The sequence below is a fragment of the Streptomyces sp. 378 genome (assembly GCF_030124145.1).
Classification (GTDB): Bacteria; Actinomycetota; Actinomycetes; order Streptomycetales; family Streptomycetaceae; genus Streptomyces.
Genome location: NZ_JASKMS010000041.1, coordinates 1 through 13,472 on the forward strand (window position 1 = coordinate 1; position 13,472 = coordinate 13,472).

The 13,472-nt window shown below is 73.2% G+C and carries 11 protein-coding genes and 2 pseudogenes; 10 read left to right on the forward strand and 3 right to left on the reverse strand.

The window, feature by feature from the left end; all coding sequences use genetic code 11:
• Nucleotides 1–87: 87 nt before the first annotated feature.
• The gene (locus QNO09_RS35650) at nt 88–1,278 is read right to left on the reverse strand and encodes a zinc-dependent alcohol dehydrogenase (protein ID WP_283974388.1); all 1,191 of its coding nucleotides are present in this window, start codon (nt 1,276–1,278) and stop codon (nt 88–90) included.
• 205 nt (nt 1,279–1,483) lie between these two features.
• Between QNO09_RS35650 and QNO09_RS35655 the strand changes: the two genes are divergently transcribed.
• Nucleotides 1,484–2,464 carry a DUF3048 domain-containing protein gene (locus QNO09_RS35655; protein WP_283974389.1) on the forward strand — a complete coding sequence of 327 codons (981 nt, stop codon included), beginning with the start codon at nt 1,484–1,486 and terminating at the stop codon, nt 2,462–2,464.
• Between the two features lie 23 nt (nt 2,465–2,487).
• On the opposite strand, the gene QNO09_RS35660 is transcribed toward QNO09_RS35655, so the two are convergent.
• Nucleotides 2,488–2,952, reverse strand: coding sequence for a MarR family winged helix-turn-helix transcriptional regulator (locus QNO09_RS35660; protein WP_283974390.1), 465 nt, complete (start codon nt 2,950–2,952; stop codon nt 2,488–2,490).
• 205 nt (nt 2,953–3,157) lie between these two features.
• Between QNO09_RS35660 and QNO09_RS35665 the strand changes: the two genes are divergently transcribed.
• From QNO09_RS35665 to pcaDC, 7 genes are all read left to right on the forward strand, one after another.
• Nucleotides 3,158–3,913: a CoA transferase subunit A gene (locus QNO09_RS35665; RefSeq protein WP_283974391.1), complete on the forward strand. Its 756-nt coding sequence runs from the start codon at nt 3,158–3,160 to the stop codon at nt 3,911–3,913.
• Nucleotides 3,913–4,557 carry a CoA transferase subunit B gene (locus tag QNO09_RS35670; RefSeq protein WP_283974392.1) on the forward strand — a complete coding sequence of 215 codons (645 nt, stop codon included), beginning with the start codon at nt 3,913–3,915 and terminating at the stop codon, nt 4,555–4,557. The genes QNO09_RS35665 and QNO09_RS35670 overlap by 1 nt, the downstream gene beginning before the upstream one ends.
• On the forward strand, nt 4,554–5,756 hold the full coding sequence (locus tag QNO09_RS35675; protein ID WP_283974393.1) for a thiolase family protein: 1,203 nt from the start codon (nt 4,554–4,556) through the stop codon (nt 5,754–5,756). Before QNO09_RS35670 ends, QNO09_RS35675 begins: the two co-directional genes overlap by 4 nt.
• Nucleotides 5,757–5,848: 92 nt before the next feature.
• Nucleotides 5,849–6,622: a protocatechuate 3,4-dioxygenase subunit beta gene (gene pcaH / locus QNO09_RS35680; RefSeq protein ID WP_283974394.1), complete on the forward strand. Its 774-nt coding sequence runs from the start codon at nt 5,849–5,851 to the stop codon at nt 6,620–6,622.
• Between the two features lie 6 nt (nt 6,623–6,628).
• Nucleotides 6,629–7,234 (forward strand): protocatechuate 3,4-dioxygenase subunit alpha, encoded by a 606-nt coding sequence (gene pcaG, locus QNO09_RS35685; protein WP_283974395.1) that lies wholly within the window; start codon nt 6,629–6,631, stop codon nt 7,232–7,234.
• Complete coding sequence (gene pcaB, locus QNO09_RS35690) at nt 7,231–8,526, forward strand: 3-carboxy-cis,cis-muconate cycloisomerase (RefSeq protein WP_283974396.1); 1,296 nt, start codon at nt 7,231–7,233, stop codon at nt 8,524–8,526. The genes pcaG and pcaB overlap by 4 nt, the downstream gene beginning before the upstream one ends.
• Complete coding sequence (gene pcaDC, locus QNO09_RS35695) at nt 8,523–9,638, forward strand: bifunctional 3-oxoadipate enol-lactonase/4-carboxymuconolactone decarboxylase PcaDC (protein WP_283974397.1); 1,116 nt, start codon at nt 8,523–8,525, stop codon at nt 9,636–9,638. Before pcaB ends, pcaDC begins: the two co-directional genes overlap by 4 nt.
• A gap of 162 nt (nt 9,639–9,800) precedes the next feature.
• Here the strand turns inward: pcaDC and QNO09_RS35700 are convergent, their stop codons facing one another.
• On the reverse strand, nt 9,801–12,485 hold the full coding sequence (locus QNO09_RS35700) for an ATP-binding protein (protein WP_283974398.1): 2,685 nt from the start codon (nt 12,483–12,485) through the stop codon (nt 9,801–9,803).
• A 180-nt stretch (nt 12,486–12,665) separates the two neighbouring features.
• Here QNO09_RS35700 and QNO09_RS35705 point away from each other — a divergent pair.
• Both QNO09_RS35705 and QNO09_RS35710 read left to right on the forward strand, forming a co-directional pair.
• Nucleotides 12,666–12,933: pseudogene (locus QNO09_RS35705) on the forward strand (MFS transporter); the annotation flags it as partial.
• 212 nt (nt 12,934–13,145) lie between these two features.
• Nucleotides 13,146–13,262: pseudogene (locus QNO09_RS35710) on the forward strand (DUF2510 domain-containing protein); the annotation flags it as partial.
• Nucleotides 13,263–13,472: the final 210 nt, after the last annotated feature.

The following is a 13,472-nucleotide window of genomic DNA, read 5'->3' on the forward strand; positions in this document are numbered from 1 at the left end:
CTCCCGTTCGAGCGAAGCCGAGAACGGGGGAGCGTGCCGGGCGTCGCGACGCCGCGGAGATCCATCAGAAGCGGTCTAGTGCCGTGCTCAGGGCTGCATCAGGACCTTGACCGCGCCGTCCTGCTTGCGCTGGAACATCTCGTAGGCGCGCGGGGCCTCCGACAGCGGTACCCGGTGGGTGGCGAAGTCGTCCACGCCGAGGGGGTCCTTGTCGGTCAGGTACGGGATGATCTCGTCGCTCCAGCGGCGGACGTTGGCCTGGCCCATCCGCATCTGGATCTGCTTGTCGAACAGGGTGAGCAGCGGCAGCGGGTCCGCCATACCGCCGTAGACACCGGACAGCGAGATGGTGCCGCCGCGGCGCACCAGGTCGATGGCGGTGTAGAGCGCGGCGAGACGGTCGATGCTGAAGCGCTCGGCGATCGGGGCGCCCAGTTTGCGGGGCAGGATCGCCGCGGTGTTCTGCACCAGGCGCGCGGCCGCGCTGCCGTGGGCCTCGGTGCCCACGGCGTCGATCACGGCATCCGGGCCACGGCCGTCGGTCTGGTCGCGGATCGCGGCGACGAGTTCCTTCTCGTCGTCGAAGGACCTGAGGTCGAAGGTCTCCACGCCCCGTTCCTTCGCCCGGCGCAGCCGCTCCGGGACCAGATCCACGCCGAACACCCGTCCGGCGCCCTGCACCTGGGCGACGCGGCAGGCCATGTCGCCGATGGGGCCGAGTCCCAGCACGGCGACGCTGCCGCCCTGCGGGACGCCGGCGTAGGCGACCGCCTGCCAGGCGGTGGGCAGGACGTCGGAGAGGTAGACGAAACGGTCGTCGGGCGGTCCCTGGGGAACCTTGATCGGGCCGAACTGGGCCTGCGGAACGCGCAGGTACTCGGCCTGGGCCCCCGGCACCGAGCCGTACAGGCGGGTGTAGCCGAACAGCGCGGCGCCCATGCCCTCGCCGTGTACCTGGGTGGTCTCGCACTGCGTGGGCAGGCCGGTGAGGCACATCCAGCAGTTGCCGCAGGCGATCTGGAAGGGCACCACGACCCGGTCCCCCACCTGGAGGTCCGGGACGCCGGCGCCGACCTCCTCGACGATGCCCATGGGCTCGTGGCCGAGGATGTCACCCGGGGTCATGAACGGCGTGAGCACTTCGTACAGGTGCAGGTCGGACCCGCACAGCCCGGTGGAGGTGATGCGGATGACCGCGTCCGTCGGCTCCTGGATCGCCGGATCGGGCACGTTCTCCACCCGCACGTCCCGCTTGCCCTGCCAGGTCACTGCCCTCATCGCCTCGCGCTCCCTCCGTCAGCGTGCGCGTCGGTCGTACGGCGTGGCCCGAGTACCCGGCCACCCCGCGCTGAACCTTGCGCCGATCGACGGACGCGACGGAGACACCGCTCCGCCTGAAACGATCGACTATGGCCATCGATGTTCAGATAAGCGCACAATCAAGACACATCGAATGACATGAGGCGCGATGGCGACGGTGGGCATGGGACGAGGAGCGCGCGGACGGCGTGCCGCGACAACGGCGGCGCTGCTGGCCGCGACGGTGACGGCCGCCCTGGCGGCGGGCTGCACGAGCGGGGGCGGACCGGGCGACGACGGACGCGGATCACCGAAGGAGTCAGGGCAGGAGTCCTCCCCCTCGCAGGCGGGCCCCTCGGCCCTCGCCGTCAAGATCGACAACGCCGCTCGGGCGCGCCCGCACACAGGTGTCGACGCCGCGGACGTGGTCTACACCGAGCAGGTCGAGGGCGGACTGAGCCGGCTGATGGCCGTGTACGCGACGCGGCTGCCGGAGACCGTCGGGCCGGTGCGCAGCGCACGTGAGTCGGACCTCGAGCTGCTCCGCCAGTTCGGCCGGCCCACGCTCGCCTTCTCCGGGGCACAGAAGAAGCTCCTGCCACTGATCGACGAGGCACCGCTGCGGGCGCGGACCCCGGGCAACGCCGCCGACGCCTACTTCCGCGGTTCCGGCAGACCCGCCCCGCACAACCTCTACCTGCGGCCCGAGCGGATCATGCCCGAGGCCCCCGGAAAGGCGGCCCTGACCACCGGCTTCCGCTACGGTTCGGCACCCGCGGGCGGCACCACGACGGACTCCCGGACGGTGCGCTACCCGGCGGCCCGTTTCACCTTCACCTGGTCGGACTCCCGCGACCGCTGGCTGGTCGGCATGGACGGCGCGCCCGCGACGACGGCCGACGGGGAGCGGATGACGGCCGCGACGGTCGTGGTGCAGTACGTGAAGGTGCGCGAGTCCGCCTTCCGGGACTTCCTCGGCAACAACACGCCGTACACGCAGACGGTCGGCTCGGGGAGGGCGGAGGTGCTGCGCGACGGGCGGACCTGGGACGTGCGCTGGAAGCGGGAGAAGGCCGCGGACGGAACCTCGTTCACCACCGGTGACGGCGCGCCGGTGAACTTCGCGAAGGGCCAGGTGTGGGTGGTGTTCGCCGAGGCGTCCTGACCGGCCCGCCCGGGCCGCGGCCCTCAGCGGGGCGCCACCAGGGGCTCCTCGGGATTGCGGAGCTCCTCGGCCGCGTCCGCGACCCGGCGGATGAGGTCGAAGAACACCGTCCGCTCGTCGGCGGTCAGCGGGGCGAGGAACACCTGGTTCATCCGGGCGGTGCGCACGGTCAGCCTGCGATGCGTGTGCGCCCCCTCGTCCGTGAGGTGCAGCAGGGAACGGCGGCCGTCCTGGGGGTCGCGGACCTTGTCGAGCAGTCCGCGCCGGCTGAGCCGGCTGATCACCTCGGCGATGGTGGAGCGGTCGAGCCCCACCCGCTCCCCCACCGTGCGCTGGTCCAGGCCCGGTTCGGCGACGAGGGTGTTGAGGACCGCGAACTGGGGCGAGGTGATCTCCTCGGAGACCATCGCGTTCCACAGCAGGTAGTGCGCCTGCTGGAGGCGCCGGGCCAGATGCCCGGGGTGGGTGGTGAGGTCCGCGGCCGCCATGTGCACCCCTCGGTCGTTTTCATCGGTGCACTGAACAATACGCAAAGTGTCGGGCGCTGTCTGCCGTCCATGCGCAGACTCATGTGCGGATACACAGAGGTCTTGACGCCCCGGTGCGCCGATGGCAGCGTGAGGGCAGCTCACAGAAATACTCAGTGCCCTGATTAATCTGGTCGGGTCGCTCGGAAGAGATGGGGCCTCTCGGATGGACAAGGTGGTCGCCACAGCCCTGGAGGCGGTGGCCGACGTGCCGGACGGCGCGTCGCTCGCGGTGGGCGGTTTCGGGCTGAGCGGGGTGCCGGACACGCTGATCCGGGCGCTGCACGAGCGCGGCGTGACCGGGCTGTCGGTGGTCTCCAACAACTGCGGGGCGATGGAGTCGGGCCTGGCGGTGCTGCTGGCCGCCGGCCGGATCGCCCGGGTCACGGGCTCCTACATCGGCGCCAACAAGGAGTTCGCCCGGCAGTACCTGGCCGGGGAACTGGAGGTCGAGCTGATCCCGCAGGGCACACTGGCCGAGCGGCTGCGGGCCGGCGGCGCCGGGATCCCCGCCTTCTACACCCCGGCGGGCGTGGGCACACAGGTCGCCGACGGCGGACTGCCCTGGCGCTACGACGGTGCGGGCGGGGTCGCGCTGGCCTCGCCGCCGAAGGAGGTCCGGGAGTTCGACGGCACCGAGTACGTGCTGGAGCGGGGCATCCGCACCGACTTCGCCCTGGTGCGGGCCTGGAAGGGCGACCGGCACGGCAACCTGGTCTTCAACAAGTCCTCGCGCAACTTCAACCCGCTGGCCGCGATGGCCGGGCGGGTCACGATCGCCGAGGTGGAGGAGCTGGTGGAGCCCGGCGGCATCGACCCGGACGCGGTGCACCTGCCGGGCATCTTCGTACAGCGGGTGCTCGCGCTCACCCCGGAGCAGGCGGCGGACAAGAAGATCGAGCAGCGGACGGTGAGGTCCTGATGGCCTGGACACGCCAGGAGATGGCCGCGCGGGCGGCACGGGAGCTGAGGGACGGCCAGTACGTCAATCTCGGCATCGGTTTGCCCACCCTCATCCCGAACCATCTCCCCGAGGGCGTCGAGGTCGTCCTCGAGTCGGAGAACGGCATCCTGGGCACCGGCCCCTACCCCACCGAGGACGCCGTGGACCCGGACCTGATCAACGCCGGGAAGGAGACGGTGACGGTCCTGCCGGGCGCCTCCTTCTTCGACTCGGCGCTGTCCTTCTCGATGATCCGGGGCGGCCACATCGACGTCGCCGTGCTCGGCGCCATGCAGGTGTCCGAGCGGGGCGACCTGGCCAACTGGGCCGTGCCCGGCAAGCTGGTCACCGGCATCGGCGGGGCGATGGACCTGGTGCACGGCGCCCGCACGGTCGTGGTCGTCATGACGCACACCGCCAAGGACGGCTCGCCCAAGATCCTCACCGAATGCGCCCTGCCGCTGACCGGCAAGGGGTGCGTGAACCGGATCATCACCGACCTCGGCGTCCTCGACGTCACCGGGGACGGTCTCGTCCTGGCCGAGACCGCGCCGGGTGTGACCACCGACGAGATCGTCGCCCGCACCGGCGCCGAACTGACCGTTCCGGAGGGCCTGAAGTGAAGGACGTCTACATCGTCGACGCGGTCCGCACGCCGATCGGCCGCTACAACGGGGGCCTCGCGAGCGTGCGCCCGGACGACCTGGCCGCGCACGCCGTCCGTGAACTCCTCGGCCGTACGCCGCAGTTGGACCCGGCGCGGATCGAGGACGTGTACTTCGGCAACGCCAACGGGGCCGGTGAGGAGAACCGCAACGTGGGCCGGATGGCCGCGCTGCTCGCCGGTCTGCCCACGTCCGTCCCCGGTGTGACGGTCAACCGGCTGTGCGCGTCCGGTCTGGAGGCGGTGATCCAGGCGGCACGCGCCATCGCGCTCGGCGACGCGTCCGTCGTGCTGGCCGGCGGTGTCGAGTCCATGACCCGGGCGCCGTACGTCCTGCCGAAGAGCGACAGGCCCTTCCCGGCCGGGCACACCGAGCTGTACTCGACGACCCTCGGCTGGCGGATGGTCAACCCGCGCATGGAGCCGCAGTGGACGATCCCGCTGGGCGAGTCGGCCGAACTCATCGCCGACAAGCACAAGATCGGCCGGGAACGGCAGGACGAGTTCGCCCTGCGCAGCCACGAGAAGGCGGCGCGGGCGCGGGCCGAGGGCCTCTTCGACGGTGAGCTGGCGCCCGTGGCGGTTCCGCGGCGCAAGGGCGAGCCGGTGGTCCTCGCCACCGACGAGTGCGTCCGGCCGGATGCCTCCCTGGCCGCGATGGCCGGGCTGAAGCCGTCGTTCCGCACGGAGGGCGGCACGGTGACGGCCGGCAACGCCTCGCCGCTCAACGACGGTGCGGCGGCGCTGCTCCTCGTCGACGACGCGGGGTTGAGGGCGACGGGCCGCGAGCCGCTGGCCCGCGTCCGCGCGACGGGTGTCTCCGCGACCGACCCGCACTACTTCGGGCTGGCGCCCGTCGAGGCGGTCAACCGGGCGCTGGCCAAGGCGGGCAGGGGATTCGGCGACCTGTCCGTGCTGGAGCTGAACGAGGCGTTCGCCGCGCAGGTGCTGGGGTGCGTGGCCGAGTGGCCCGAGTTCGATCCCGCGATCCTCAATCCGCAGGGCGGCGCGATCGCGCTGGGGCATCCGCTCGGCGCGTCCGGGGCTCGGCTGGCCGGCACGGTGGCCCATCAGCTGGCCCGGCTCGGCGGCGGTGTGGGTGTCGCCACGCTGTGCATCGGGGTGGGCCAAGGACTCGCCCTCGTCCTGGAACGCTAGGCGATCCGCGCGACCGCGGCCCCTTCGTTGCCGGTCGCGCCGCTCCCCGCGCCCGTCGAGGCGCGATCCGAAAGAACCTTTCAGGGGATCCCATGACTCTCACCCAGCACGACATCGATCAGGAGATCGCGGCACAGCACGCCGCGTACGAGAAGCGGCTCGCCGACGGTGGGCCCGTCGAGCATCAGCCGCGGCGCGACTACGCGCCGTACCGGCCCTCCGTGCTCCGGCACCCCAAGCAGCCGCCGGTCACCATCGACGCCGGCAAGGACCCGGAGCTGGTGGAGCTGTCCTCCCCCGCCTTCGGGGAGCGGGACATCACCGAGATCGACAACGACCTCACCCGGCAGCACGACGGCGAGCCGATCGGCGAGCGCATCACCGTCTCCGGTCGGCTGCTGGACCGCGACGGCCGCCCGGTGCGCGGCCAGCTCGTGGAGGTCTGGCAGGCCAACTCGGCCGGCCGGTACGCCCATCAGCGCGAGCAGCACGACGCCCCGCTGGACCCGAACTTCACCGGCGTGGGCCGCACCCTCACCGACGGCGAGGGCCGCTACCGGTTCACCACCATCCAGCCGGGCCCCTACCCGTGGCGCCAGCACGTCAACGCCTGGCGGCCGGCGCACATCCACTTCTCCCTCTTCGGCACGGCGTTCACCCAGCGGCTCGTGACGCAGATGTACTTCCCGAGCGACCCGCTGTTCCCCTACGACCCCATCATCCAGTCCGTGACGGACGACGCGGCCCGGCAGCGACTGGTCGCCACCTACGACCACAGCCTGTCGGTGCCGGAGTTCTCGATGGGCTACCACTGGGACATCGTGCTGGACGGCCCGCACGCCACCTGGATCGAAGAAGGACGCTGACCAGCCATGACGAAGATCGACCCCAGCCGGCCGGAGAGCGTGCTGCCCACCCCCTCGCACACCGTCGGCCCGTTCTACGGCCACGCCCTGCCGTTCCGCGGCGGCGAGGACATCGCACCCCTCGGCCACCCCGACACGGTCACCGTGCACGGCTACGTCACCGACGGCGAGGGCGAGCCGCTGCCGGACGCCCTGATCGAACTGTGGGGTCCCGACCCCGACGGCAACCTGCCGAGGGTGGACGGCTCCATGCGGCGCGACCCGGCCTCGGGCGGCTTCCTCGGGCGCAACGGCGTGGAGTTCACCGGCTGGGGGCGCGTCCAGACCGACGCGAACGGCCACTGGTACGCGCGCACCCTGCGGCCCGGCGCTCGCGGGCGGAGCGCCCCGTACCTCAGCGTGTGCGTCTTCGCGCGCGGGCTGCTCGTGCACCTGTACACCCGGATCTACCTGCCGGGCGACCCGGCGGCGCTCGCCGCCGATCCGCTGCTGTCCGGGCTGGAGGACGCCCGCCGCGACACGCTGATCGCCGCGCGGGAGGGGAACGGCGCGTACCGTTTCGACATCCGCCTTCAGGGCGAAGGCGAGACGGTCTTCCTGGAGTTCCAGTGACAGCTCCCTCCGGCGACACCGGGCTGCTCGCCCCCGGCTGGGCCGAATCGGCCGCCTCGGCCGCCACTGGTGACCACGCGTATCTGCGGGCACTGCTCGACGCGGAGGCCGCGCTGACCCGCGCCCAGGCCGCGACGGGGCTCGCCCCGGCCGAGGCGGCGACGGCGGTGACCGAGGCCGCCCGGGCCGGTGCCTTCGACGTGCGCTCCCTCGCCGAACGGGCCCGCACGGGCGGCAATCCCGTCATCCCCCTGGTCGCGGATCTGACGAGGGCCGTCGGCGAGACGTACGGCCCCTACGTCCACCGGGGCGCGACCAGCCAGGACATCATGGACACGGCGACGATGCTGATCGCCGCGCGGACCCTCGGCACGGTCCTCGCCGACCTCGGCCGTATCGAGCAGGCGCTGTCCCGGCTGGCCGCCGGGCACCGCGACACCGCGATGCCGGGGCGGACCCTCACCCAGCACGCCGTGCCGACCACGTTCGGGCTGAAGGCGGCCGGGTGGCGGTCGCTGACGCTGGACGCCCGGGACCGGGTGCGGGCCGTACGGGAGTCGCTGCCCGCCCAACTCGGCGGCGCGGCGGGCACGCTGGCGGCCTTCGGGGCGTACGGCGCGAGCGATCCGACCCGGCTGCCGGAGGCGTACGCCCGCGAACTCGGCCTGCGTGCGCCCGATCTGCCCTGGCACACCCTGCGGACGCCGATCGGCGATCTCGCCGGGTGCCTGGCCTTCACGGCGGGTGCGCTCGGCAAGCTCGCCGTGGACGTCCTCACCCTGTCGCGCACCGAGATCGCCGAGGTCGCGGAGGGCAGTGGCGGCGGTTCGTCCGCCATGCCGCACAAGTCCAACCCCGTACGGTCCACCCTGATCGCCTCCGCCGCGCGGCGGGCGCCCCAGCTCGCGGCCACCCTCTACGGCGCGATGGCCGCGCAGGACGAGCGTCCGGCCGGGGCCTGGCACGCCGAGTGGGAGCCGCTGCGCGATCTGCTGCGGCTGGTCGGTGGAGCCGCCCGGGATGCCGCGGAACTGGCGGAGGGGCTGCACGTCAGGCCCGAGGCCATGCGCGAACACCTGGACCTCACCCATGGGTTGATCGTGTCCGAGCGGCTGTCGGCCGAACTGACCCCGGTGCTGGGCCGCGCCCGCGCCAAGGAACTCCTCACCCGGCTGGCCGCCGAGGGACAACCACTCGCCGCGGCACCGGAGCTGGCGGGCTCCGATCTCGATCCCACTCACTACACGGGTTCCGCCGGGGCCCTCACCGACCGTGCTCTGGAGCGACGTTGACACTCCTGAACCACCACACCGAAGGTCCCGTCACCGCTCCCCCGCTGTTGCTCGGACCTTCGCTCGGCACGTCGTACGCCCTGTGGGACGAGGTCGCGCCCGAGCTGTCGATCACCCACCGGGTCGTGCGCTGGGATCTGCCGGGGCACGGCGGTTCGAGGGCCGGCCTCGTCAGGGCGGGCGCGACGGTCGGTGACCTCGCCGGGCTGGTGCTGGCGCTCGCCGACTCGCTCGGTATCGAGCGGTTCGCGTACGCGGGTGTGTCGCTGGGCGGGGCCGTGGGACTGCACCTCGCGGTGCACCATCCGGAGCGGCTGACGTCCCTGGCCGTGATCTGCTCGTCGGCGCACTTCAACGGCGCCGGGCCGTGGGAGGAGCGGGCCGCGCTGGTGCGACGGGAGGGCCTGGCCGGGCTGGCGGACCACGCCGACGCGCGCTGGTTCACCGGCGGCTTCACCGTGCCCCGCCTGGTCCGGGACCACCGGGACGCCGACCCGGAGGCGTACGCCGCCTGCTGTGACGCGCTCGCCGCGTTCGACCTGCGCGACCGGCTGGACGGCATCACCGTGCCGACCCTGCTGGTCGCCGGCCGCGAGGATCCGGCGACACCGCCCGCGCATCTGCGGGAGATCGCCGACGCGGTGCCGGGCGCGACGCTCGTAGAGCTGCCCGGCGCCTCGCACCTGGCACCCGCACAGTGCCCGCAGGCGGTGCTGACCGCGTTGCGCGCCCACCTCGGTCACAAGGCCCCGCGGGGCATGGCCGTACGGCGCGAGGTGCTCGGCGACGCGCACGTCGACCGGGCGCAGACCCGGCAGACCCCCTTCACCGCCCGCTTCCAGGACTTCATCTCGCGCTACGCCTGGGGCGAGATCTGGACCGACCCGACCTTGTCGCGCCGCGAACGCAGCATGGTCACCCTCACCGCGCTGGTCGCGCACGGCCACTACGACGAGCTTGCCCTGCACGTCCGCGCGGCGCGCCGCAACGGGCTCACACCGGAGGAGATCGGCGCGGTGCTGCTCCAGACCGCGGTGTACTGCGGGGTACCGGCGGCGAACTCGGCGTTCGCGACGGCCCAGCGGGTGCTGGCGGAAGAGGACACCCCCTAGCGACACCCCCTGGCACCGGCGGGTGACTCCGCCGGTCGTAGGCTCGGCCGGGCCCCGGGCCCGCCTTTCGGCACCCCTCCCGCACGGGCGGACGAGGCGGCCTGCGACCCCGCGATGCGCGGGGCCCGACGGCGGTGACCGACCCGTTGCCGCGCGTGTGGGCTACGCCGTGCCGACGCCGCCCCTGAGCGCTGCTCGGGCCCGCTCCGCCAGTCCGTCGGCCCCGCACGAGACCGCCAGATCCAGGCCGCGGCGCAGGTCGGCCGCCGAGCGGGCCGCGATGCCGTACTCGATGCGTGCCGCCGCGTGCTCGTACTGGCAGGGCGAGGCCTCCAGGTACGTCACGGCCTGGGCGTAGAGCCGGACCGCACGCTGGCCGGTCTCCAGGTCGGCGGCGCAGCGCAGGGCCTCTCCTATGGCCGTGTCCGTGCCGAAGCGCTCGGCCTGGCGGCGGACGTCGACGGCGAGCCGGGCGGCCCGGTCCGGGTCCTCGGTGCTGAGGGCGCGGGCGAGGTCGATCGCCCAGGGGACGAGCACCGGGTTGTGGTGGCCACGGGCTGCCGCCGCCTTCTCGGCGGCCTCCAGTTCGTTGATGCCGTCCTTGGTGCGTCCGACGGCCAGCAGCAGCCGGCCGCGCACCGAGCGCGGGTCGGGCAGGACGATGGTGGACGGGTAGGGCGGGGCGAAACCGTGGTGTTCGGCGACGTCCCAGGCCCGCTCGACATGGCCGCGGGCCAGCAGGGTGTCGACGAGGCTGCAGGTCGCGGACCAGTACAGGGGCAGGCCGCGGCCGACGCGCTCGGCGAGGCGCAGCGCCTCGCGCAGGGACGCCTCCGCCTCCTTCAGCCGGCCCCGCCTGCGATGGCCGATCCCCACATAGGCGTGGGCCAGGGCGAGGTGGCCGCCGCTCCAGCCTGCCGTCTCGTAGGCGCGCAGCGCCTCGTTGTAGAGGGTCTCGGCGCGGTCGAGGCGGTCGGTGAAGCCGTACGCGTTGGCCAGCATCAGCAGCAGTTCGATGCCCCACTCGGTGTCGGTCCAGCCGAGTCCGGGGGCCAGCCGGCCGTTCACCAGGGCGCGGTCGCACAGCTCGGCGACCTCCTCGGCGTTCTCGCCGTGCATCAGGGCGTCGAAGCCGCGCAGGATGAGCAGGGCGCGTTCGGAGTTGTCCCGGCCGGTGCAGGTGCTCGCGAGGTCGGCGAGCCGCTGGGAGCGGCCGGGTGAGGTGGCCTCGCCGGCGTGCAGGCCCTCCCACATGAAGTGCGCGGCCTGCAACCGCATCCGGGCCGGACCGGGCCGGAGCCGGGCGGCCTCCGCCTCGACGGTGCGAACGGCCTCCTCCAGCTGGTCGTTGTGGAGCAGCGCCTGGGAGAGCCGGAAGACGGCGTCCACCCGTTGGTCGCCGTCGAGACCCGGCATGGCGAGCGCGGCGCGCAGATGGCCGATGGTGCGGGCGGGCGCGGTGAGGAAGGTCGCCCCGGCCAGTTCGTAGAGCACGTGGGGGTGGGACTCGGGCCGGGGCGGCTCCTTCAGGGCCCGTTCGAGGCAGCGGCGGGCGGCGTCGGGGGCGCCGACGGCGAGGTGCTCGCGGGCGGCCTCGCGGAGTTGCCCGACGAGTTCCTCGTCGTCGTCCGGGTGGACTTCGAGGAGGTGGCGGGCGGCGGCCGCGGCGCCGTGCCCCTCGTCGGTGACGATGCGGGCGGCGATGCCGTGCATGGCGGTGCGCAGGGCGTCGGGGATGGAGTTGTAGACGTCGGTGGCGATCAGCGGGTGGACGAACTCCAGGTCACCGTCGGCGCTGCGGCCGGCCGCGGGGTCGGGTGCGGTGAGGATGCGGGCGGCACGCAGCAGTTCGGCGCAGCGGCGGGCGTCGTCCGGGCGCAGGGTGGCGAGCTTGGCGACCAGGTCGACGGAGATTCCGGTGCCGAGGATGGCGGCGGCCCAGGCGAACCTCGTGGCGTCGATGCCGAGTTCCTCCAGCCGGGAGACGAGGCCGCCGCCGCGGGCCGAGCGGTTCAGTTCACGCAGTTCGCCGGCCCGGGTCTCGATGGGTTCGAGTTCGCTGTCCCGGACCTTGGCGAGGAGTTCGACCGTCTCGAAGGGGTTTCCGGCGGTGACGGCCCAGACCTCACGGCAGAACGCGGCGTCGGCGTGCTTGCCCAGGGTGGCGCGGGTGAGACCGGCGGTGGCGTCCGGAGTGAGGGCGCTCAGCGTGGTGTCGGGGCCGTCGGCGGCGGCGGCCACGGTGTCGAGGTGGCGGGCGCTCGCGCCGGAGACGTCCCCGGGGCGGCGGGTCACGACGACCAGGACGGACATCTCGTCGAGGCGTTCGGCGAACCCGGCGAGCCAGTGCAGGGTCTCCTGGTCGGCCCAGTGTGCGTCGTCGATCAGCAGCACCAGCGGCCAGTCCCGGCGGGCGAGCCGGCGCACGGCCGCGACCAGGCCGTCGCACACGCCCTGCGGGTCGGCCTGCCGGTCTCCGGGGTCCGCGATGCCGAGGGCGGGGCCGGCGATGTCGTACCAGTCGCCGAGGTACTCGCGGGCCTCTTCCGGCAGCATCGACACCAGCGCCGGCTGCAGCAACTGCCGTACCACGTTGAAGGGGACCGACCTGAGGGTCTCGCCGCCGCGCGCCGACCAGACCGTGCAGCCGCGTGCCTCGGCGATGCGGCGGGTTTCGGCCAGCAGCGCGGTCTTCCCGAGTCCTGCCTCGCCGCGGAAGACCAGCAGTCCGCCGGACGAGGAGCGGTCCGCGCACAGGGCGTCGACCGCCCGCGTGACGGCGGCGACCTCCTCGTCGCGCTCCCACAGGGAAGCCGAGGCGGCGGCCGTGGGCCGTACCTCCGTCATCCCGCTACCTCCCCAAGTCGCCCGAACGACGTACAGATGTCGAGCGTAGCCGTCCGATTGCCTGAGTGGAGGATGGTCGGGGCACCTCTTGCCGTGACGGGTGACACCGGGTGCGGCAGGGCGACGCACTCGGCCCGTCACCAGCCGCCTTCGCGTCAACGGCGGTCAGGGTCACGGTAGGTGACGCTCTTTCAGCGATTGTGGGACACACGGCGCGGCAGACGGGTACCGGTCGCGGGTGCGGTGGGCCATCTCATCGAGTGGTATGTGTGCGGCGTTTACGGCTACTTGGCTGACGATCATCGCGGAGCGGTTCTTCACGGCGGAGGGCGGCGGCGCCGAGGCTCTGGTGAAGACCTACGCGCCCTTCGCGCTCGCGTTCTTCCTCCGGCCCGTCGGGGCGGCGCTTTTCGGCCGACAGGGCGACCGGGTCGGGCGGTGTCCGGTGCCGGCCCCTGTCCGATCGCAGCGGGTGACCGGTCTCATGTCCGGCACGTGGTGCTGGAGCCGCTCGGCATGGTGGGCCGGCTGTACGACGGCGAACTGCGCGGGGCCCTGACCGCCGCGCTGCGCGGCTCGACAGCCCACGCGGCTGCTGATGGAACAGCCGGTTCCGACTCCTCTCATGCCTCTTTCACCGACGCCTCATACGGTGGGGGCATGACGCAGGAGACTCCTCCCGGGTGGTACGCCGACCCCGGACAGACAAGTGACGGGCCCGCCACCGAGCGCTGGTGGGACGGCAAGGCCTGGACGGACCGCATCCGCCCGGCCCGGCCGCCCGCGACCTGGGGTCCCCCGACGGGCCCGGCATCCGCCGGGACCGCACCGACGGATCGGATGCCCGCCGGCGGTGCATCGACGGCACCGGACGACACGGCGCCCTCGGCGGACCCGGCACCGGCGGGGCGTCCGGCTGCCACCGACGGGCCGGGAGGCGGACCGACCGGCGCGGGGACGCCGACCGGCCCCGCGACACCGGGAGCC